The sequence below is a fragment of the Jiella endophytica genome, assembly GCF_004519335.1.
In the GTDB taxonomy this organism is placed as follows: Bacteria; Pseudomonadota; Alphaproteobacteria; order Rhizobiales; family Rhizobiaceae; genus Jiella; species Jiella endophytica.
This window is the reverse complement of the sequence record NZ_SOZD01000004.1, coordinates 347,919-369,222: the sequence shown is the minus strand read 5'-3', so window position 1 is coordinate 369,222 and position 21,304 is coordinate 347,919. Positions and strand designations below refer to the sequence as shown.

The following is a 21,304-nucleotide window of genomic DNA, read 5'->3' as shown; positions in this document are numbered from 1 at the left end:
AGAAGCAGCATCATGCCGACCCGCACCGACCGCAGATCCGTCGAAAAGGCCCGCCAGTTGCGCAAATCGATGACGGAGGGCGAGAAACGCCTCTGGCACGAGTTGAAGACCTTTCGACGGCATTTCGGCGTGCACTTTCGAAAACAGGTACCGATCGGCCCCTACGTCGCCGACTTCGCCGCCCATTACGAGCGTCTGATCGTCGAGGTCGACGGCGAGTTTCATCATTATCCGGATCGCATGGCGCGGGACGCGGTTCGGGACGCGTGGCTGAACCGACAGGGTTATCGGGTCCTGCGGTTCTCGACAGGCGACATCGAAGCCGCCTTCGACGGGTGCGTCGAGGAGATCATGGATGCGCCCGGGTTGAAACGGTGAGAGCCGACGTTCGTACCCCCACCCCTGCCCCTCCCCACAAGGGGGAGGGGAGCGCCCCCGAACGACCGCCCCCAAACCGGCGAAGGCTCTTGGCGGCTTCGCCGCCTCGTGTGGCAGGCACAGCATCCTGGATTTTGAAGTTGGATAAGTTCGAATGCTGCGGCGATGCTGGGGGTACCGCAAGGTCGCGCGAACGGGGGGCAATGGCCGCGCCGTTCCAGAAGTCCCCCTCCCCCTTGTGGGGAGGGGTTAGGGGTGGGGGTGTCAGCGCCGACCCAAACAGGCCCCCATCAGGCCCAATGTCGCCGCTCGTTCCGAGTGCAAACGGATGGGACGGGCTTGATCGAGCGGTCCGGCTCCGGGCGGCGGCCGCGAATGGAAAAGGGATATCGAAATGACCGAAAAGGTTGCCATCGTCACCGCCGGCGGCTCTGGCATGGGCGCCGGCGCGGCGAAGAAGCTCGCCGAGAGGGGCTTTCGCGTCGCGATCCTCTCCTCTTCCGGCAAGGGCGAGGCGCTGGCGAAGGAGCTTGGCGGCATCGGCGTCACCGGCTCCAACCAGTCGAATGACGACGTCCGCCGGCTGGTCGAGACCGTCCATGATCGGTGGGGGCGGATCGACGTTCTCGTCAACAGCGCCGGCCACGGCCCTCGCGCCCCGATCCTCGACATCACCGACGAGGACTGGCATCGGGGGATGGAGGTCTACTTCCTCTCGGCCGTCCGCCCGGCGCGCCTCGTCGCGCCAATCATGGCGGAGAACGGTGGCGGCGCGATCGTCAACATCTCGACCTTCGCCGCCTTCGAGCCGAGCGAGGTGTTCCCGACCTCGGCCGTCTTCCGGGCAGGCCTTGCCGCCTTCACCAAGCTGTTTTCCGATCAGTATGCGGCCAAGAACGTGCGGATGAACAATGTCCTGCCCGGCTTCATCGACAGCCTGCCGGAAAAGGAGGCCTTCCTCGAGAAGATCCCGCTCGGCCGCTACGGCCATGTCGAGGAGATCGCCGAGACCATCGCCTTTCTCGCTTCCGACGGCGCGGCCTATATCACCGGCCAGAACATCCGGGTCGACGGCGGCATCACGCGGTCGGTTTGAATCGAGACCCGAAGTGGCATGCCCAACAGCGCCTCCTCTCGCGCCGCTCGAAGAACGGGTTGAGACTTTCGCATTTGCGCCGCTTGCGGCGGGGCCGTCCCGCGGCTGAGCGTCGTGTGTCCAAATGGATGCGCGACGCTCGAACTGTTTGATTCTCCGCATCGCGCGTTCCGAAAATCGATTCCGATTTTCCTGCCGATGCTGTAGAGGGACGTTCGGCCTTTGCGATGGGCAGAATGTTTCCGACGAGGGTCTGACGATGAATGCTGCGGCGATCCTGTGGCTGGCTGGCGCGGTGCCGGTGTTTCTGGCCGCCGCCTCGGCGACGCGATCCTACCTCAACAACGGCCTGCCCTGGGTCCTCGGCGGATCGCTGCTGCTCTACTGCATCGGCAATCTCATGATGGTCCGGCTGATGCGCGAATCGGGTCTCGGCGTCGCGATCTCCGCCTCCTCCGTCGCCCAGCTGATCCTCATCAACGTCATCGCCTTCGCGATCTTCCACGAGCGCCCGCCGGTGACGCAGCTGATCGGCATGGGCCTCGGCCTGGTCGGCTTCCTCTTGATGGTCTGGCCGCAGGCGAAAGCCTGAAGCCCGTCGGTCTCCTGCCGGGCAGGCCGCTGCATCTGTCGAAAGGTCGGATCGCTTCCGGGCGAGCACGACGCTGAGGGTCGGAACGTCAGAGCGCCAGTCGTTCACCTCCAGGGCCCGCGGCCCACCGAGAGGCGCGCGTCATCCGGAATGCGCCCTGACGAAGCCGATCACCTCCTCGCGGATGCGGCGATTGCCGAGCGGCAGGACCGTCGAAAATGACGCGATCGTGCCGATATGGCCGATGCCCGGATAAAGGCTTGCCTTGACCGGCACGCCTGATTTCTCGAGCCTTCCGGCGAGCGAGCGGGTGTTCTGCGGGTCGACGGTCGTGTCGGCATCCCCGGCGATCAGCAGCGTCGGCGGCTCGTCGCCGGAAACGAAATTGACCGGCTGGCTCGCCGGCCGCAGCTTTTCGGGGAAGATCCGCTTGTAGCGCTCTTCCGTGAGCGGCAGGAAATCGTAGGGGCCGGAAAGCCCGATGAAACCTTTCAGCCCGCCGATCGACGAGCCGGCAGCGGCGAGATAGCGCCCGTCGGTGGCGATGAGCCCGGCGATCTCCGCCCCGGCCGAATGACCCATGATGAACAGCGGGTGGCGGCCTTTCGGGATACCGTCCTTGCCGGTCTTCGCCAGCCGCTCGACCGCTGCCACGGCACTTGCCCCATCCTCGACGAAGCCTGGAAACTCAGTCTGCGGGTAGAGCCGATAGTTCGGGATCGCCGTGATGATGCCGGCGCTCGCCAGTGACTGGCCGACGAAGGGATAGATGTCCTTGGAGCCCGAATCCCAGCTGCCGCCGTGGATGAACACCACCACCGGCGTCGCCGCGTCCATGGCCTTCGGAAGGTAGAGGTCGAGCTTGCGCCGCTCGCCCGGCCCATAGGCGAGGTCCGGGACGAGGCGGTAGTCGCTTGCGGGTGTCACGGCGTTGAGTGCTGCGGCGCAGCCGGACAGAGCGAGGGCGGCGAGGCTGCAGAGGAGCAGTAGTCCCAGCCTCAAAAGCTTTCCGGGCATGCCTTCCATCAGACCGTTGCGATCGATATCGCGGGCCTCGATGGGTGAGGCTCGCGGGCGATCGCGCAGCAGCGGCCGCTCCGCATCCGGTTCAAGTCTTTTCACGCGCCGGCCGTCAGCTTGGCGGTGATCCGCTCCAGCGCGGCTGCGGTTTCGTCGAGGCTTTCGGCAAATTCCCGGCGCCGCGTCTCGCTGCCGGCTTCGCTCGCCGTTCGGGTCTCGGCATCGGCATCGATCTGTGCCTGCAGTTCCTGCAGCTTGCGGCGCGCCTCGTAGAGCTGGTCGGTCGCCATGATCGCCGCCATGACAGTCAGCCTGAGATCGCCGATCTGGCCGAAGGAGCCGCGCAGCTCGGAAATCTTGCCGTCGACGTCGGCGGCGAGGGTTTCGAGGTGCTTTTCCTCGCCCTCGGCGCAGGCCATCCGGTAGGTCTTTTCGTCGATGGTGACGACAATCTGCGGCATCGGGCTTCCCGTTCGGATCGCGGATGAATTTCGGCTATTTGTGCTGGTCGAGCACCTTGCGCACCTTCTCCATGGCGTCGACGAGCCGCTTGGAGACCTCGCGATTGGCCTGTTCGAGGCGTTCGCCCCGCGCCAGTGCGGAATCGAGCTCGCGGGCGAGACGGCCGCGGTCGGCGGTCTGGCGCTGCACCTCGGCGTCGACGCTGCGCAGGCTCGCCTCACGGTCGATCCGGTCGTCCACGGCAGTCTCCAGCCGCTCGAGCGCCGTTCGAAGTCGCGTCCTGGCAGCGTCGAACGGATCGTCATGCGGCATCGGCGGCAACTCCAACCACGGTGGCTCGTTCGGCGGGGCGACCCGCGCAAAAGATGGGGCGCGGCGCAGGTTCTGCCGCCCCCTCCTGGTCTTAGCGGCTCTCGGCGGCCAAGAAAAGCGCGCGGTGCGCCGGCCTGGCGCGTGAGCCCCAGGGTTTTGTTGACAGCGACGGGGGCCTATGATGGGTGCCGCGCGTCTCGGCGGCGCCGTCTCTCGGCGGCCAAACCTGGCCAGGGGCGATGCGGGGAGTCCTTGCGATGACGACGGAAATGCGCCGGCAGATGGCCAATGCCATCCGCTTCCTCTCTGCCGACGCGGTGGAAGCCGCCGGTTCCGGCCATCCGGGTCTGCCGATGGGCGCTGCCGACATCGCCACCGTGCTGTTCACCCGCTTTCTCACCTTCGATCCGAAGCGGCCGGACTGGCCGAATCGCGACCGCTTCGTGTTTTCCGCCGGCCACGGCTCGATGCTGCTCTACAGCCTGCTCTATCTTCTCGGCTACGGCGATATCGGCCTCGACGACATCCGGCGCTTCCGCCAGCTCGGCTCGAAGGCCGCCGGTCATCCCGAACACGGCCTTGCGGCCGGCATCGAGGCGACCACCGGGCCGCTCGGCCAGGGCACCGGCAATGCCGTGGGCATGGCGCTCGCCGAGCGAATCCTCAATGCCCGCTTCGGCGACGACATCGTTGACCACTATACCTACGTCCTTCTCGGCGACGGCTGCCTGATGGAGGGCATCAGCCAGGAGGCAATCGCCCTTGCCGGCCATCTGAAGCTCTCCAGGCTGATATTCATCTGGGACGACAACGGCATCACCATCGACGGAAAGGTCTCGCTCGCCGATTCGACCAACCAGCTGGCCCGTTTCGAAGCCTGCGGCTGGCAGGCGCTGTCCTGCGACGGCCACGATCACGACGCCATCGCCGCGGCCCTCGAGGCCGCGAAGGCCAGCGACCAGCCGACGCTGATCGCCGCCAAGACCACGATCGGCTTCGGCGCCCCCGGCAAGGCCGGCACCGAAAAGGCGCACGGCGCGCCGCTCGGCAAGGCCGAGATCGCCGCCGCCCGCGAGGCGCTCGGCTGGCCGCATCCGCCCTTCGAGGTGCCCTCCGGAGTTCTCGACCAGTGGCGCATCGCCGGGCTTCGATCCGGCACCCGGCGCAAGGAGTGGGAAACCCGCTTCGCCGAGGTCGACGCCGAGACCCGCGGCGAGTTCGAGCGGCGTATGCGCGGCGACCTGCCGAGCGGCTTCACCCAGGCGATGCACCGCTTCAAGCGCCGGATGAACGAAGAGCGGCCGCAGATTGCCACCCGCAAGGCGTCAGAGGCGGCGCTCGAGGAGATCAACGCCGTGGTGCCGGAGATGATCGGCGGTTCGGCCGACCTTTCCGGCTCCAACAACACCCGCACCAGCCAGACCGCGGCGATCACGCCGGGCGACTATTCCGGCCGCTTCGTCCATTACGGCATCCGCGAACACGCCATGGCCGCCGCGATGAACGGCATGGCGCTGCATGGCGGGCTGATCCCCTATTCGGGGACCTTCCTGACCTTTTCCGACTATTGCCGCGGCGCGCTGCGGCTTTCGGCGCTGATGGGCATCCGGGTGATCCATGTGATGACCCATGATTCGATCGGCCTTGGCGAGGACGGGCCGACCCACCAGCCGGTGGAACATCTCGCCGCGCTTCGGGCGATCCCGAACATGCTGGTGTTCCGCCCGGCCGACGCGGTCGAGACCGCCGAGTGCTGGCAACTGGCGCTGGAGAACCGCGCGGCGCCGTCGATCCTCGCCTTGTCGCGGCAGACATTGCCGACGGTGCGCCTCGACGAGCATGACGAGAACAAGAGCGCCCGCGGCGCCTACGAGATCGATCCGGCGTCGGGCGAGGCGAAGGTGACGATCTACGCCACCGGGTCGGAGGTGGCGATCGCCGTCGACGCACGGCGCCAGCTGGAAGCTTCCGGCATTCCGACCCGCGTCGTCTCGGTGCCGTCCTTCGAGCTCTTCCGCCGCCAGACCGCGGAATACCGCCGGGCGCTGGTCGACGATGACAGTCTCAAGCTCGCCATCGAGGCTGGCGTTCGCCAGGGCTGGGACGAGATGATCGGCCGCGAGGGCCTGTTCATCGGCATGACCGGCTTCGGCGCCTCCGGCCCGGCGGAGGAGCTCTACGCCCATTTCGGCATCACCGCCGAAGCCGCCGTCGCGGCGGTGACGGAGCGGCTCGGCGAGACGGGCGAGAGCGAAGAGGCCGAGGCGGAATGAGCGGCGGTCCGCCGCTGGTTCTTTCCCGGCGGCGCCATGCCGGAAAAATTCCGGCCGCCCTTGAGAAACCCTCGGCCGGCGGCCAACTTGATTCGACCGGCCGCGAGGGCTAAGCCCGGCCAGACCTTTCGCCACGGGCATCCTTCCAGGGAGACACACACAATGGCAGTTCGCGTTGCAATCAACGGCTTCGGCCGCATCGGCCGAAACGTCCTGCGCGCCATCGTCGAGTCGGGCCGCACCGACATCGAGGTCGTGGCGATCAACGACCTCGGCCCGGTCGAGACCAACGCCCACCTGATCCGCTACGATTCCGTGCATGGCCGCTTTCCCGGCACGGTGACCGTCGAGGGCGACACCATCGATGTCGGTCGCGGGCCGATCAAGGTGACCGCCGAGCGCGATCCGAAGGCGTTGCCCTGGGGCGAGATGGGCGTCGACGTCGCGCTCGAATGCACCGGCATCTTCACCGATCCGGCAAAGGCCTCGGCGCATCTCGAGGCGGGCGCCAGGAAGGTGCTGATTTCCGGCCCGCTTTCGAATGCCTCGGGCGCCGAGAAGACCATCGTCTTCGGCGTCAATCATCAGACGCTGACGGCAGACGACAGGATCGCCTCCAACGCCTCCTGCACCACCAACTGCCTCGCCCCGGTCGCCAAGGTGCTCAACGACGCCATCGGCATCGACAAGGGCTTCATGACGACGATCCATTCCTACACCGGCGACCAGCCGACGCTGGACACGATGCACAAGGATCTCTACCGCGCCCGCGCCGCTGCCCTGTCGATGATCCCGACCTCGACCGGCGCCGCCAAGGCCGTCGGCCTCGTGCTTCCGGAGCTGAACGGTCGCCTCGATGGCGTCGCCATCCGCGTGCCGACCCCCAACGTCTCGGTCGTCGACTTCAAGTTCGTCGCCAAGCGCGAGACCAGCGTCAAAGAAGTCCAGGACGCCATCCGAGCGGCTGCCGACGGCCCGCTGAAGGGCATTCTCGGCTATACCGACGACAAGAACGTCTCCACCGACTTCAACCATGACCCGCATTCCTCGATCTTCCACATGGATCAGGCGAAGGTCATGGACGGCGTGCTGGTGCGGATCCTCTCCTGGTACGACAACGAGTGGGGCTTCTCCAACCGCATGAACGATACCGCGATCGCCATGCACAACGCCTGAGGCCGCTCGCCTCGGCAGAGTTCGCGAAAAGGCCGTCCTTCGGGGCGGCCTTTCTTGTTGTGCTCGATGATTGCCCTGCGAGAGGGGAGGGGTCTCGAAGGGTGGACGAGGATTCCGGGCGATACTGCCAATGATTGCGGCTTTGGCACAACACACCCCGAAAAGCCGCGACCGAAAGCTGCGATCGGCAAATTGACGCTTGCGTAAAAGCCGAGGAAGGAGATTTTTGTTTTCAGTATCATAATGGGAGGAACATGATGCTGCAGACATTCTTCAGGGGGGCTCTCGTCGGCTCGTCGCTGCTGGCTCTCGGAACAGGGATTGCGACGGCACGGGACATCGACGCAGTCATCTCGTTCGGCGACAGCCTGACCGACAACGGCAATCTCTACGCGCTGACGGGCACGCCGCCGGCACCCTACTATGACGGCCGCTACTCGAACGGCCCGACCTTCGCCGAGCTTTTGAACGGGCCGATGCAGCGGGCAGGCGCTGCGGCCCTCGGCGGCATCCAGATCGACCCGACGGCCAACCAGAACTATGCCTTCGGCGGCGCCCGCACCGACACGTTGACGGCGCTGCCGCCCGGCATTCCGGACCAGATCGGGCTGTTTCTCGGCGAAGACGGGGCGTTTGCCGCCAACGATGTTGTCACGCTCTATGGCGGCGCCAACGACATCTTCCAGAACCCGGTCCTGACGCCGGCGGGCATCGTCTCGGCGGCCACCCAGGCGGCCCAGAACGTCGGCGCGGCGACCAACGCGATCTCGCAGCTCGGCGCGCCGACGCTCGTCGTCCTCAACCTGCCGGATCTCGGCCTGACCCCCGCCTATAATAGCGATCCGACGACGCGGTTTGCCGGGACGCTGGCCGCCGACACCTTCAATGCCGCGCTCGAGGATGAAGTCTTCGCGGCCGCCGCGGCAAATCCCGGCACCGATACCTTCCTCGTCGATGTCGAGCGGGTCTTCACCGCCGCCATCGCCGATCCAGGGCGATTCGGCTTCACCAATGCGGTGGACGCCTGCACCGCCGTCGTCGCCTGCGTGACGGCGACGCAGGACGTCCAGAACCAGTATCTCTTCTGGGACACCGTCCACCCGACCGCGGCCGGCCACCAGCTGCTCGCATCGCTGGTCTTCGACTATCTCACCGCCGGCGAGCAGGCGGTGAATGTCGGCTCGATGTCCGAGACGGCGATCCTAGATCGATACGAGGGCGCTTCGTCTTCCTTCGAGCGCAGCCGCAGGCTGCTGTCCGGCGGTGGCGAGGCCGCGGGCCTCTATGCCAGCTTCGGCGGCAACTGGTCCGATCGCGGCGACGGCGCCCGAATGCATGGCTACGACTATGCCGTCGGCACCCTGCGTATCGGCTACGACGCGACGCTCGGAGCGGGCACGCTGGTCGGCGGCTCGTTCAGCTACTCGAATGGTTCGGTCGACAATTCGCCGATCACCTACGACACCCAGGCCTTCGCCGCCGATCTCTATGCGGCGACGGAGTTTCGCGGTTTCGTGGCGAGCGCGACGGCCGGTGTCGCCCATGCCGATTTCAACGACATCGACCGCGTCACCCTTGTTCCGAATGTGGTCAACGGCAATGCGGACACCAATGCCGCGCTCTACGACATCGGTGCCGAGATCGCCTATCCGATGGCCTTTGGCGAACTGATCGCGACGCCGAGCCTGTCGCTCACCTATCTTCACTTCGACGTCGACGGCTTTACCGAGTCCGGCCTTGCCGCCCGCATCCAGTATGATGGCTACGATCGCGACGCCCTCTTCGGTGCCGCCAATCTCGACCTCGCCTATGCCACGGAGGCCTTCGGCCGCCCGGCAAAGATCACCGGCCGGATCGGCTATGAGGACAATCTCACCAGCGACGACACCGGCATCGTCTCGCGGATATCGGGTAGCCCCTCGCAGGATTCCTTCGCCGAATTCGACGACCTTTCCGGCCGCGGCTTCGTTCTCGGCGCCGGTGCGGAGGCGAGTTTCACCGATACCGTCGCCGGCTCGCTCAGCTATTCGGTCGGCTTCGGCGACACGATCGACGTCAGCCACGCGGCCAAGGCGATGGTCGCCGTGAAGTTCTGACGCTTCAAGTCGCCGGCTGCGGCGATCATCCACCCCGCGCATGCGAAGGGCTGCCGAAAGGCGGCCCTTTTTCCTGGGCTCGACGAAGAAGGGGCGATCCACCCGCTCAGTGAACTGGTTTCTTGGCATGATCAGCATCGACCTGATCGATCCGCAGCCACGCCAGCCACCGAGACCAGGCCTCTCCAACGCCGTCATCCTCGGCCTCGTGCCGAGGATCTACCGGCGTTTCCGCTCCAGAAGCGTACAAAGGAACGGCCCCTTCCTCGCCCGGTCGATCGCTTCATCGGCAGGAGATCCTCGGCACGAGGCCGAGGATGACGGTGTGGTAGCGGGCGTCGCGGGTTTTCGGAAAGCTTGGGCGTGGCTTGTCCCCCCCCTGGCTGCCGGGATGCGTGGCGAGCCATATGTCTCGCCCGTCCTTTGGATCGCCCTCGAGAGGGAGATCAGGCCAATCGCGAGCTTTGAGCAGAGGTTTGAGGCAATCGCTTTGCGTCGTCCCGGCGGCGACGCAAGGCACGTGCGCCTGTGCGAACCGCACAAAACGCAAGACGCCGGCCCTTGCGGCCGGCGTCGGGGTGCATGTCTCGTTCTGTCTGCGGCGCGCCCGCCGGCCTTTGCCCTATTCGAACAGGCCGAAGATCGAGCCGCCCTTCGGGCCGATCCGCTTGCCTTCCCGGTCATAGCCTTCGCGGCGATGCTGTTCCTGGGCGTAGGCATCGGCGGTGATCGGCTGGCCGGTGCGATAGGTGAAGGTCGACGTGGTGGCGAACTCGCTCGGGGCCATGCGGGCCGCGATCTCCTGCGTCTTCGCCTCGTCGGCCTGGTATTTTGCGGCAACGACCTGCGGCACCGCCACCGAAGGGCAGGGCCCGGCCGGCGAGAGGCCGGCGACCGTCTCGGCGCTCTGGTCGAAGATGTAGCTGCGTTCGCACACGCCGACATTCGGCGCCAGACGCGTCGTCTCGAAATAGTCCGAGCCCCGCTTCAGCATCTGCCAGAAGGCGTAGTGATCGGAGTTCTTGTGGCGGGCCATGTTCTTCGGCGTCATGCGGAAGGGATAGGCCTGGATCTGAAAGGCGCGCTGGCCGCCGTCGAAGGAATAGCGGGCGAGGCTGTAGATCTCCTGCACCTGCTCGTCGTCCATGGCGTAGCAGCCCGACGAGTTGCAGGAGCCGTGGATCATCAGATGCTGGCCGGTGCGGCCGTTCGCCCGGTCGAAGGCGTTCGGATAGCCCATGTTGATGGCGAGGTGATAGTTCGACTTCGGATTCAGCTGGGCCGGAGTGACCGTGTAGAAGCCCTCGGGCGCCTGGCGGTCTCCCTCCTTGGTCTTCGGTCCGAGTTTGCCGGACCAGGCGCAGATCTTGTAGGTCTTCAGGAGGGCATAGGTGCCGTCGGTCTTCTGCTTCCAGACCTCCATGTCCGACTCTTCCTTGAAGAGGCGGACGAGGATCGGCGAGTTGACGCCCATGCCGTTGGCATTGATCGCCCGCACCAGATCCGGCGGCAGCGGCGCGTTCTCCGGAACGATGTCATCGACCTTGCAGGCGGAAACGGTCATCAGCGTCACAGCCAAGGCTGCGGCCGTCACGATCTTTCGGACGAACATCCCCAAGTCCCCAATCGCCTGCGGCTGGCGCATCATGGCCGGCCGCTCCCTCTCGAACGGCAACCGGCGGCCCGGCTGCCCCTCATCGCGCCCTGGGCTGCCCCGAGGCAGTCGCGACGCATGCTTGGCTGAAGTGTCTCACGATTTTCTTAAGCAGGCGTAAACCGTGATTCCCCGCCACCCCTTGGAGCGCGTCGTGTCGCGGAAGCGGTCGTCGCGCCCTCATGCCATCTGCGACATGACCGATACCGGACCCGGCTTGCCTCGATCATGCTCCTGGTGGCGCACCCCTTTGCGCCACGTCGTCGCAGCCTGCAGCCCGACGATGGCAACATTCTGGCAAATGACGGTGGGGAATGGAAGTTGAGTCCTGTGGCAGGTCTGCAACGTACGCCGCGAATCCGACTCCGTTGCCGCCATGCGCCGGAACCAGGCCGGGGAAGAGCGCGAACCCGGCCCCTGTCCGGTGGTCAGAGATCGCGGCCGATCGCCAGGAACTTCTCGCGCCGCTGGCGCTTCAGATCGCCGCCCGCCATGCCGGCAAGCTCGCCGAGCGCCGCGCGGATGTGCCTCGCCGCCGCATCGACCGCATCGTCGGGCGCGCGGTGGGCGCCGCCGAGCGGCTCCTCGACGATGGTGTCGATGATGCCGAAGCCCATCAGGTCCTGCGCCGTCATCTTCATCGCCTGGGCGACGTCGCGCGCCCGCGCCGCATCGCGGTAGAGAATCGAGGCGCCGGCCTCGGGCGCGATGACGTTGTAGATGGCGTGTTCCATCATCAGGACACGGTTGGCCGCCGCGATCGCCATCGCACCGCCGGAGCCGCCTTCGCCGATCACCAGCGAGACCAGCGGCACCTCGAGATTGAGGCAGGCTTCGATGGAGCGCGCGATCGCCTCGGCCTGGCCGCGCTCCTCGGCGCCGATGCCGGGATAGGCACCGGCGGTGTCGACGAGGGTGACGACCGGGATCTGGAAGCGCTCGGCGAGCGACATGATCCGCACCGCCTTGCGATAGCCCTCCGGCCGCGCCATGCCGAAATTGTGCTTCAGCCGGGTCTGGGTGTCGGTGCCCTTCTCCTGGCCGATCACCGCGACGGACTGGCCGTCGAAGCGGCCGAAGCCGGCGATCACCGCATGGTCCTCGGCATAATAGCGGTCGCCGGCGAGGGGCACGAAATCGGTGATCAGCCGACCGATGTAGTCGAGGCAGTGCGGCCGGTCGGGGTGCCGGGCGACCTGCGTCTTCTGCCAGGGCGTGAGCTTCTTGTAGAGATCCTCGAGGGCGTCCCGCGAGCGCTTTTCGAGCCGCCCGATCTCCTCGGTGACGTCGACGGCGTCCTCGCCCGTCTCGATCTTCTTCAGCTCGATGATCTGGCCTTCCAGATCGGCGACCGGTTTCTCGAAATCCAGATAATTGTGCATTCGTCCTGCGGCTGGGGCCGTCCTGAGGGATATGGCGTGCGCCGACTGGCAGGGCGACCGCTCTGGCGGCTCCGGCGACGCGGCGGCGTCGCCCCGCCTGCGGCGGGAACTGATCGCGGCGGAAACTGGCGACGGGCCGTTTGATTGTCAAGCAAGGAAGGGGAGCGCCGCGGCGATCGGACGGCCGCTTGACAACCCGGCTAGTTCGTAACATTGAAAGTTACATGAGACGGGACGGCAAATTGTCGGGCGTGCTGCACGTCCTCCTCCATATGGCGGAGGTCGACGGGCCGGTGACCTCGGAGACGCTCGCGCGGATGATGCAGACCAATCCGGTGGTGATCCGGCGGGTGATGGCCGGCCTGAAGGCTGCGGGCACCGTGCGATCGGACAAGGGACATGGGGGCGGATGGACGCTGGCCCGCGACCTCGCGAGCCTCACCCTGCTCGACATCTATCACGGCATCGGCTCGCCGCCGCTCTTTGCCATCGGCAACCGCCGGGAGGCGCCGGAATGCGCCGTCGAGCAGGCGGTCAACGAGGCGCTCGATGCGAGCCTCGACGAGGCCGAGGCGCTGCTGCTCGCATCCTTCGGCACGGTCACCCTCGCGACCCTCAGCCAGAATTTTCACCGCCGCCTGGCCGAGCGCCGCGCAGCGACATCTTCCGGAGATCGCCATGACCACTGATGCCGACAAGGGTCAGGAAGCCTTCCTCGCCAGTTTCGAGGATCCCGCCGCGGTCGCGCGCTATGCCGAGGGGCCGCGCCGCTTCGTCCCCGGCCTCGAAGCACTTCATCGCATGACCGGGCTGCTGCTTGCCGAAGCCGCGCCAAGCGACGCGACGGTGCTGGTGCTCGGCGCCGGCGGCGGCAGCGAACTGAAGGCCATGGCCGAGGCTCAGCCCGGCTGGCGCTTCGTCGGCGTCGACCCGGCCGGCGAGATGCTGAAGCTGGCCGAGCGCGTGCTCGGGCCGCTGATGGAACGGGTGACACTCGTCCAGGGCACCATCGACGACGCGCCGGAGGGGCCGTTCGATGCCGCGACCTGCCTTTTGACCCTGCATTTCCTCGCGGCGGCGGAGCGCACCCGCACGGTCCGCGAGATCCGCCGCAGGCTGCGCCCCGGCGCGGCCTTCGTCGCCGCCCATGCGAGCTTTCCCCAGGATGCCACCGAGCGCGACGTCTGGCTCGACCGCTACGCCGCCTATCCTGCCGCGATGGGCGCCGACCGGAATGACGTGCAGAAGGCGCGGGCGGCAGTCGCCGCCAGCCTGAACAGCTTTTCGCCGGAGTTGGACGAGGCGATCCTCCGCGATGGCGGCTTTGCCGACGCAGCCCTCTTCTACGCCGCCTTCACCTGGCGCGGGTGGGTCGGCCACGCCTGAGGGTCTGATGCAGGACTGTCAGTCCCGGCTCGCCGGTGAGAGCGGGTGGTGGTCGGTGACGAGGCGAATCAGCCGTTCCTCGAGGACGTGGGTATAGATCTGCGTCGTCGAGATGTCCGAGTGGCCGAGGAGTTCCTGCACCGCGCGAAGATCGGCGCCGTGCTTCAGGAGGTGGCTGGCAAAGGCGTGGCGCAGGACATGCGGCGAGATCTTCGCCGCCGGAATGCCGGCCCGGGCAGCCAGCGCCTTGAGGTCGCGGGCGAAGGCCTGGCGGGTGAGGTGCCCGGTCTCCGACTCGGCGGGAAACAGGAAGCGTTCGTCGCCGGCGGGCTTGCGGCCGGTCGTCTTCGCCACTTCGGCGAAACGGCGGATGGCGTCGCCCGCCGCCTCGCCGATCGGCACCATGCGCTCCTTGCCGCCCTTGCCCCTGACGATGATCGCCTCGCCGGTCCGCCGCAGCACCGAGCGGGGCAGAGCGACGAGTTCGGAGACCCGCAGGCCGGTGGCATAGAGCATCTCGACCAGCGCATGCAGCCGTGCCGCGCGCAGTCTTGCGGGGGCAGAAAGCGCCTCGTTCGCGGCCTCCGCCGCGGCGAGGTCGAGCAGACGGTCGACCTCCGCCTCGCTCATCACCTTCGGCAGCGGCCGTTTCTTCTTCGCTCCCTCGATCGGCCCGGTCGGGTCGTCGCCGCGATGACCTTCGGTGTAGAGAAACCGGTAGAACTGCCGTAGCGCCGAAAGCCGCCTCGCCCGGCTCGATTCGGCGAGGCCCTCGGCCGCCAGCGCCGCGACATAGCCGCGGATCGCCTCGGTATCGGCGCTCTTCAGGGAAAGGCCGCGGCCTGCGAAGTGGCCGCTCGCATCGTCGAGATCGCGGCGATAGGCGTCGAGGGTGTTCTGCGAGGCGCCGCGCTCGACCGCCATCATCTCCAGAAACGCTTCCGCCTCGAAGCCGGAGGCCGGCCGCGCGCCGCTGGCCCCGTTGGCCTTTGGCTTGCCTGCCGCGCTCAAGGCCGCAGCTCCGACAGTCCGTCCCCGGGGGCCGGCGTCTGGGGGTCGCGCGCCGCCTCCGCTTCGGGCAGCGTCACCGGTACGGTCACCTCGGTGCGGGTGGGTTGGACGAAGTAGACGAGCGCGGCCATGATGCCGTAGACGATGCCAATCAGGATGGCGAGGACGGTCAAGAGGCGTACGAGTGTCGGCATCGGCGTCTGGCGAACTCAATCTCGAGCAAGGCTCGCGTCCCTCGCCCGCTTCTAGTGGGAATGAAGAAAGACGCAAGTCGATAAGCACATGGCCGGCTGTCTTGGGCCATGTCGCGAAAGCGAGATCGAAGCGGATCAGGGCGGCGGCTTTGCCGAATGGAGGAACGAAGAGGCGGATGGACGGCGAGACTGCGGCACACAACGAGACGCCGATCCGGCAGCGGCTCGGCGACAGGCCGATCGTGCTCGTCGGGCTGATGGGCGCCGGCAAGACCACCGTCGGCCGCCGTGTCGCGACGCTCCTGTCGCTGCCCTTCGTCGACAGCGACGCCGAGATCGAGACCGTCTCGACGATGACCATTGCCGAGCTGTTCGAGGCCTATGGCGAGCCGGAGTTCCGCGCCCTCGAGGCGCGGGTCATCGCCAGGCTCGTGCAGGAGGGGCCGCGGGTGATCGCCACCGGCGGCGGCGCCTATATGAACGCCAACACCCGCGCGCTGCTTTCGGACCATGCGGTGACGATCTGGCTGAAGGCCGATATCGAGACGCTGATGGAGCGCGTCGCCCGGCGGGCGGACCGGCCGCTGCTCAGATCCGCCGATCCGAGGCAGGTGATGCGGGAGCTGATGGACAAGCGCTATCCGGTCTATGCAGAGGCCGACCTGACGGTCACCAGCCGGCCGGTCAAGCGCGAGATCATCGCCGCCGAACTCGTCGAGGCGCTGGAACGCCATCTGAGGGAAAGACCGACGTCATGAGTTTCGACGCAACGCCGCCTGCCGCCGGTCCTGCCTGGCATGCCGAAGCGCGGGTCGACAAGGAGCGCCGCGTCGAGGTTTCGCTTGGCGAGCGGTCCTACGACATCCTGATCGGCGAGGGCCTGATCGACCGGGCGGGCGAGGAGATCGCCGCGCGGCTTTCGGGCGCCAGAGCCGTCGTCGTCACCGACGAGACGGTCGGCGGGCTCTATCTGACGCGGCTCGAGATCGCCCTTGCCGGCGCCGGCATCGAGGCGGCCTCGCTCACTTTGCCGGCCGGCGAGACGACCAAATCCTTCGTCCGGCTCGAAGAGACGGTGGATGCGATACTCGGGGCGAGGCTCGAACGCGGCGACGCGGTGATCGCGCTCGGCGGCGGCGTCATCGGCGATCTCGCCGGCTTTGCCAGCGCCATCGTCAAGCGCGGCACGCATTTCGTCCAGATCCCGACGTCGCTGCTCGCCCAGGTGGACTCCTCCGTCGGCGGCAAGACCGGCATCAACACCCCGCGCGGCAAGAACCTCGTCGGCGCCTTCCATCAGCCCGTGCTGGTGCTGTCGGACATCGGCGTCCTCGATACGCTTTCACCGCGGGAATTTGCCGCCGGCTACGCCGAGACCGTCAAATACGGCCTGATCGACCGGCCGGACTTCTTCGAGTTCCTCGAAAAGAGCCGTGGCGCGATCTTTGCCGGCGGGAGCGAGCGCTCCGAGGCGATCGCGGTCGCCTGCCAGGCGAAGGCCGACGTCGTCGCCAGCGACGAGCGCGAGAGCGGCGCAAGGGCGCTGCTCAATCTTGGCCACACCTTCGGCCACGCGCTGGAAAAGGCGGTCGGCTATGATCCTCAGCGTCTTGTCCATGGCGAGGGGGTGGCGATCGGCATGGCGCTCGCCCACCGCTTCTCGGTCAAGCTCGGCCTCTGTTCGGGGCAGGATGCCGGGCGGGTCGCGGCGCATCTCAGGGCCGCCGGCCTGCCGACCGAAATCAGCGCCATCCCCGGCCCGGCCATCAACCGCGACACGCTGATGGAGGCGATCGCCCAGGACAAGAAGGTCTCCCGCGGCCGGCTGACCTTCATTCTCACCCGCGGCATCGGCAGGGCCTTCGTGGCGCCGGACGTTGCCGGGGACGAGGTCGCAACCTTTCTCGATGAAGAACTCGCCCGATGAGCACCGCCCTGTGGATCTATTGCGGCATCGTCCTGCTGCTCGTCATGATCTCGGCCTTCTTCTCGGGATCGGAGACGGCGCTGACCGCCGTCTCCCGCGCCCGGCTGATGAGCTACGAGAAGAACGGCGACGGGCGGGCCGGTGTCGTCCAGCGGCTGATCGAGAAGAAGGACCGGCTGATCGGCGCGCTTCTCATCGGCAACAACCTCGTCAACATCCTCGCCTCGTCGCTGGCGACGACAGCCTTTCTCGAACTCTTCGGCCAGACCGGTGTCGTCTATGCGACGATCGCCATGACGGTCATCGTCGTCATCTTCGCCGAGGTGCTGCCGAAATCGGCGGCGATCGCCAAGCCGGACGGCTTCGCGCTGACCGTTGCAAGACCAGTCGCCTTCGTGGTGACGGCCTTTGCCCCGGTGACCGCGACGGTGAACTTCGTCGTCCGGCGCATTCTCTCGCTGTTCGGCTTCGGGCTGGAATCCGGCGCCTCGCTGCTTACCGCCCATGAGGAGTTGCGCGGCGCGGTCGAGGTGCTCCACCGCGAGGGCTCGCTGGTCAATGCCGACCGCAACCGGCTCGGCGGGCTGCTCGACCTGCACGAGCTGGAAGTCTCCGACGTCATGGTCCACCGCACCTCGATGCGGCAGATCAATGCCGACGACCCGCCGGCGGACATCGTCCGGCAGGTGCTCGAAAGCCCCTATACCCGCATGCCGGTCTGGCGCTCGCACTACGACAACATCGTCGGCGTCATCCATGCCAAGGATATCCTGCGGGCGCTCCACGAGGTCGACAACGACCCCTCGAAGATCAACATCCCGAAGATCTGCACGAAACCCTGGTTCGTGCCGGAGACGACGACGCTGCAGGATCAGCTCAACGCCTTTCTGCGGCGCAAGACGCATTTCGCCGTCGTCGTCGACGAATATGGCGAGGTGGAAGGGCTGATCACGCTCGAGGACATCCTCGAGGAGATCGTCGGCAACATCGCCGACGAGCACGACGTCGACATGCAGGGCGTCAAGACCGAGGCCGACGGCTCGGTGGTGGTGGACGGCCAGGTGCCGATCCGTGACCTCAACCGGGCGCTCGACTGGAACCTGCCCGACGACGAGGCGGTGACGATCGCCGGCCTGGTCATCCACGAGACCCAGACGATCCCTGAGGAGCGCCAGGCCTTCACCTTCTTCAACAAGCGCTTCACCGTCCTGAAGCGGGAGAAGAACCGCATCTCCAAGCTCAGGATCCGCCCGGCGACGGTGCTGGTGCCGCCGAAGAAGCCGGCCCATCCGGCCGCCGAACTGGCAGGCCCGCTCGCCGAGGTGCACGAGACCGATCCCGAGGTGCTCGACGCCGCGCTGGAGGAGATGGACGAGGTCGAGACCGGCGGCCACGACGTGGGTGAAGAGCCAAGCGCCGCCAACGGCATCGAGGACGGCACCAACGACGACGGCTGGCCGTCCGGAGCGGAGGAGGACTATCGCCACTCTCGCTGGGGATCCCTTACCGAAGACGAGATCGCCCGTCATGTCGAGGAACATGGCGATGCCTCGCCCGTCGCCGGCGAGGATTCGAGCCCCGAGCGGCCCGAGACTGGGGACAAGCGACGGTGATCGTCCCGCAGCCGGGAAAGAGCCGGCTTTCCCGATCCAAGCATCGAAACGATTAGATCACGCCTAAACTGACCTAAATCGATTAAATACATGATATCGTTAAGTTTTCCAACTCGAACTGCTTGCTCTTAATTCGGCCGTCCTCTATCTGTCATGCAATTCCTGGCCGAGGGCCGAGTTTTCAGGAGGCGAGTGGTGGATCAGATCGGGACGCGCAATCCGCAGAGCGGCATCGAAACGACGGGGCTCGAGGGGCTGGCTTCGGTTCGCTGGAACCTCTCCGAGGCTGAACTCGTCGAAATCGCCGTCCGGCGCGGCGAAGCCCGGCTGACGGCCCATGGCGCACTCGTCGCCACCACCGGCAAGCACACCGGCCGCTCGCCGAAGGACAAGTTCATCGTCCGCGACGAGGCGACCGGTCCGGTCGTCTGGTGGGACAACAATGCCGCGATGGATCCCGAGACCTTCGAGCGCCTCTATGCGGACTTCAAGGCCACCGCCGAGGGGCGGGACCTCTTCGTCCAGGACCTGATCGGCGGCGCCGATCCCGAGAATGCCATCAAGGTGCGGGTCGTCACCGAATATGCCTGGCACTCGCTGTTCATCCGCAATCTTCTGATCCGTCCGCCGCTCGATACGCTGGAAAGCTTCGTGCCGGACATGACGATCATCGACCTGCCGTCCTTCAAGGCGGATCCGGAGCGGCATGGCAGCCGGTCCGAGACGGTGATCGGCGTCGATCTGACCCGCAACATCGTCCTCATCGGCGGCACCTCCTATGCCGGCGAGATGAAGAAGTCGGTGTTCACCGCGCTCAACTACCGCCTTCCTGCCAAGGGTGTGATGCCGATGCACTGCTCGGCGAATGTCGGGTCGAAAGGCGACGTCGCGGTCTTCTTCGGCCTGTCCGGCACCGGCAAGACGACGCTCTCCGCCGAGCCGACCCGCACGCTGATCGGCGACGACGAGCATGGCTGGGGCGAGAACGGCATCTTCAATTTCGAGGGCGGCTGCTACGCCAAGACCATCCGGCTGTCGGCCGAGGCCGAGCCGGAGATCTTCGCGACCACCCGCCGCTTCGGCACGGTCTTGGAGAACGTCGTTCTCGACGATCGGCGCATGCCCGACTTCGACGACGGCTCGCTCACCGAAAATACCCGCGCGGCCTATCCGCTGCACTTCATCGCCAATGCCTCCGAGACCGGCCGCGACGGCCATCCGCAGAACGTCATCATGCTGACGGCGGATGCCTTCGGCGTGCTGCCGCCGATTGCGCGGCTCACTCCGGCCGAGGCGATGTACCACTTCCTGTCCGGCTACACCGCCAAGGTCGCCGGCACCGAGAAGGGCGTCAACGAGCCCGAGGCGACCTTCTCCACCTGCTTCGGCGCGCCCTTCATGCCGCGTCATCCGACCGAATACGGCAACCTCCTGCGCGATCTCATCGCCCGCCACGGCACCCATTGCTGGCTGGTCAACACCGGCTGGACCGGCGGCGCCTACGGCACCGGCAAGCGGATGCCGATCAAGGCGACCCGCACGCTGCTCAATGCCGCCCTCGACGGCAGCCTGAACGGGGCGGAATTCCGCACCGATCCGAATTTCGGCTTCCAGGTTCCGGTCGCGGTGGAAGGCGTCGACGCCTCGATCCTCGATCCGCGCTCGACCTGGAGCGACAAGGCGGCCTACGATCGCCAGGCCGCCAAGCTGGTCTCGATGTTCGCCAAGAACTTCGAGAAGTTCGCCGGCCATGTCGACGACGAGGTCACGCAGGCGGCCCCCGTCCTGCCGATGGCAGCCGAGTAGCAAGAGCCTTTCCTGGGAGGGAAGCACGGCACCGGCCGGCGCTGCACCTTGTGCGGCAGCCGCCGGTGCCGAAGCATTTTGGCGGCAGGGCCGGTGAGGCGGGTGCGATCGGTTCGTTTCGCGGCCGGGACTGTGCGGGGCTGCGGCATTGCGCTACGGTACGCTCGCAAACGCCACCTTTGCGATCGGTCCGGAAATCCTTGTCGGTTTCCGGTCGACGCGATGCCTTGATCCATCGCCTTGAGGCCCCTTGTCCGTTCCTTCGGATGCAGGCCGCTGCCGGCGCTGGCGCGACACTCTTCGGACGGAAACCATGGCCGAAACGCGGGACTTGCGGGTTAGCGGATCGGTCGTCCTGCCGGAAGCCGAACTCGAGGAGCAGTTCATCCGCGCTGGCGGTCCTGGCGGCCAGAACGTCAACAAAGTCTCTTCCGCGGTTCAGCTGCGCTATCTGGCCGGCAATTCCGTCGCCATCTCGCCGGACGCCAAGCGGCGGCTCTATCGCCTCGCCGGCCAGCGCGCGACCAAGGAAGGCGACGTGCTGATCGAGGCATCCCGATTTCGCAGCCAGGATCGCAACCGCGAGGACGCCCGCGAGCGGCTCGCCGAGTTGGTGCGCGAGGCGCTGCGGCCGCCGCCTCCGCCGCGCAAGAAGACCCGGCCTTCCAAGGGCGCCGTAGAGCGGCGGATCAAGGAGAAGAAGGGGCGCTCGAAGATCAAGGCGATGCGCGGCCGGGTCAGCGACTGAGGCGGGCCCCGCCGTCTGCCGCGCGGGCTTGCGGTGCCGGTCTGTCAGGCAGGCATGCTGCACGGATTGTCGCAGGCCGAAACCATCCGTCTCGCCGCCGCGTAGCTTTCGCCGACCAGCGATCGTGAGCCATCTGATGTCGGTGCAGCCGTGCCGCCGAGCCACGTGTGGCGTTTTG

The 21,304-nt window shown here is 66.8% G+C and carries 19 protein-coding genes and 1 pseudogene; 13 read left to right on the top strand and 7 right to left on the bottom strand.

Going from position 1 to position 21,304, the window contains the following annotated elements:
• Positions 1-12: 12 nt before the first annotated feature.
• From E3C22_RS14800 to E3C22_RS14790, 3 genes are all read left to right on the top strand, one after another.
• A complete protein-coding gene (locus tag E3C22_RS14800) occupies positions 13-378 on the top strand; it encodes an endonuclease domain-containing protein (protein ID WP_134762811.1) in 366 nt (121 codons plus the stop codon).
• Between the two features lie 394 nt (positions 379-772).
• Positions 773-1,474, top strand: a complete 702-nt coding sequence (locus E3C22_RS14795) for an SDR family oxidoreductase (RefSeq protein WP_134762810.1) — start codon at positions 773-775, stop codon at positions 1,472-1,474.
• Between the two features lie 259 nt (positions 1,475-1,733).
• On the top strand, positions 1,734-2,066 hold the full coding sequence (locus tag E3C22_RS14790) for a hypothetical protein (RefSeq protein WP_134762809.1): 333 nt from the start codon (positions 1,734-1,736) through the stop codon (positions 2,064-2,066).
• Between the two features lie 141 nt (positions 2,067-2,207).
• Here E3C22_RS14790 and E3C22_RS14785 read toward each other — a convergent pair whose 3' ends face one another.
• Genes E3C22_RS14785 through E3C22_RS14775 form a run of 3 tightly spaced genes read right to left on the bottom strand, consistent with a single transcriptional unit; the run spans position 2,208 to position 3,860 of the window.
• Positions 2,208-3,188: an alpha/beta hydrolase gene (locus E3C22_RS14785; RefSeq protein ID WP_245515002.1), complete on the bottom strand. Its 981-nt coding sequence runs from the start codon at positions 3,186-3,188 to the stop codon at positions 2,208-2,210.
• A complete protein-coding gene (locus tag E3C22_RS14780) occupies positions 3,185-3,547 on the bottom strand; it encodes a cell division protein ZapA (RefSeq protein WP_134762808.1) in 363 nt (120 codons plus the stop codon). The genes E3C22_RS14785 and E3C22_RS14780 overlap by 4 nt, the downstream gene beginning before the upstream one ends.
• Positions 3,548-3,581: 34 nt before the next feature.
• Positions 3,582-3,860: a DUF4164 domain-containing protein gene (locus tag E3C22_RS14775; protein WP_134762807.1), complete on the bottom strand. Its 279-nt coding sequence runs from the start codon at positions 3,858-3,860 to the stop codon at positions 3,582-3,584.
• 257 nt (positions 3,861-4,117) lie between these two features.
• Between E3C22_RS14775 and tkt the strand changes: the two genes are divergently transcribed.
• From tkt to E3C22_RS14760, 3 genes are all read left to right on the top strand, one after another.
• Positions 4,118-6,133, top strand: a complete 2,016-nt coding sequence (gene tkt / locus E3C22_RS14770) for a transketolase (RefSeq protein ID WP_134762806.1) — start codon at positions 4,118-4,120, stop codon at positions 6,131-6,133.
• A gap of 162 nt (positions 6,134-6,295) precedes the next feature.
• Positions 6,296-7,309 carry a type I glyceraldehyde-3-phosphate dehydrogenase gene (gap, locus tag E3C22_RS14765; RefSeq protein ID WP_134762805.1) on the top strand — a complete coding sequence of 338 codons (1,014 nt, stop codon included), beginning with the start codon at positions 6,296-6,298 and terminating at the stop codon, positions 7,307-7,309.
• A 257-nt stretch (positions 7,310-7,566) separates the two neighbouring features.
• On the top strand, positions 7,567-9,405 hold the full coding sequence (locus tag E3C22_RS14760; protein ID WP_167591780.1) for an autotransporter domain-containing protein: 1,839 nt from the start codon (positions 7,567-7,569) through the stop codon (positions 9,403-9,405).
• Between the two features lie 622 nt (positions 9,406-10,027).
• Here E3C22_RS14760 and E3C22_RS14755 read toward each other — a convergent pair.
• Together E3C22_RS14755 and E3C22_RS14750 are read right to left on the bottom strand one after the other, a co-directional pair.
• Complete coding sequence (locus tag E3C22_RS14755; RefSeq protein WP_134762803.1) at positions 10,028-11,017, bottom strand: L,D-transpeptidase family protein; 990 nt, start codon at positions 11,015-11,017, stop codon at positions 10,028-10,030.
• A gap of 470 nt (positions 11,018-11,487) precedes the next feature.
• Positions 11,488-12,441, bottom strand: coding sequence for an acetyl-CoA carboxylase carboxyltransferase subunit alpha (locus E3C22_RS14750; RefSeq protein WP_134762802.1), 954 nt, complete (start codon positions 12,439-12,441; stop codon positions 11,488-11,490).
• Positions 12,442-12,665: 224 nt separating this feature from the next.
• On the opposite strand from E3C22_RS14750, the gene E3C22_RS14745 reads away from it, so the two are divergent.
• Positions 12,666-13,130 (top strand): Rrf2 family transcriptional regulator, encoded by a 465-nt coding sequence (locus E3C22_RS14745; RefSeq protein WP_134762801.1) that lies wholly within the window; start codon positions 12,666-12,668, stop codon positions 13,128-13,130.
• Positions 13,120-13,827 carry a class I SAM-dependent methyltransferase gene (locus tag E3C22_RS14740; RefSeq protein WP_134762800.1) on the top strand — a complete coding sequence of 236 codons (708 nt, stop codon included), beginning with the start codon at positions 13,120-13,122 and terminating at the stop codon, positions 13,825-13,827. The genes E3C22_RS14745 and E3C22_RS14740 overlap by 11 nt, the downstream gene beginning before the upstream one ends.
• 18 nt (positions 13,828-13,845) lie before the next feature.
• Here E3C22_RS14740 and E3C22_RS14735 read toward each other — a convergent pair whose 3' ends face one another.
• A complete protein-coding gene (locus tag E3C22_RS14735) occupies positions 13,846-14,838 on the bottom strand; it encodes a site-specific tyrosine recombinase XerD (RefSeq protein WP_134762799.1) in 993 nt (330 codons plus the stop codon).
• Entirely contained in the window at positions 14,835-15,032 is a 198-nt protein-coding gene (locus E3C22_RS24805) for a hypothetical protein (protein ID WP_245515001.1), read from the bottom strand. Before E3C22_RS24805 ends, E3C22_RS14735 begins: the two co-directional genes overlap by 4 nt.
• A gap of 176 nt (positions 15,033-15,208) precedes the next feature.
• On the opposite strand from E3C22_RS24805, the gene E3C22_RS14725 reads away from it, so the two are divergent.
• From E3C22_RS14725 to arfB, 5 genes and pseudogenes are all read left to right on the top strand, one after another.
• A complete protein-coding gene (locus E3C22_RS14725) occupies positions 15,209-15,790 on the top strand; it encodes a shikimate kinase (protein ID WP_134762798.1) in 582 nt (193 codons plus the stop codon).
• Positions 15,787-16,959, top strand: coding sequence for a 3-dehydroquinate synthase (gene aroB, locus E3C22_RS14720; protein WP_134762797.1), 1,173 nt, complete (start codon positions 15,787-15,789; stop codon positions 16,957-16,959). The genes E3C22_RS14725 and aroB overlap by 4 nt, the downstream gene beginning before the upstream one ends.
• Positions 16,956-18,215, top strand: a pseudogene (locus E3C22_RS14715) (HlyC/CorC family transporter); the annotation flags it as partial. The gene aroB and the pseudogene E3C22_RS14715, both read left to right, overlap by 4 nt.
• Positions 18,216-18,725: 510 nt before the next feature.
• The gene (locus tag E3C22_RS14710; protein WP_206026967.1) at positions 18,726-20,378 is read left to right on the top strand and encodes a phosphoenolpyruvate carboxykinase; all 1,653 of its coding nucleotides are present in this window, start codon (positions 18,726-18,728) and stop codon (positions 20,376-20,378) included.
• 313 nt (positions 20,379-20,691) lie between these two features.
• The gene (gene arfB, locus E3C22_RS14705; RefSeq protein ID WP_134762795.1) at positions 20,692-21,126 is read left to right on the top strand and encodes an alternative ribosome rescue aminoacyl-tRNA hydrolase ArfB; all 435 of its coding nucleotides are present in this window, start codon (positions 20,692-20,694) and stop codon (positions 21,124-21,126) included.
• Positions 21,127-21,304 lie beyond the last annotated feature (178 nt).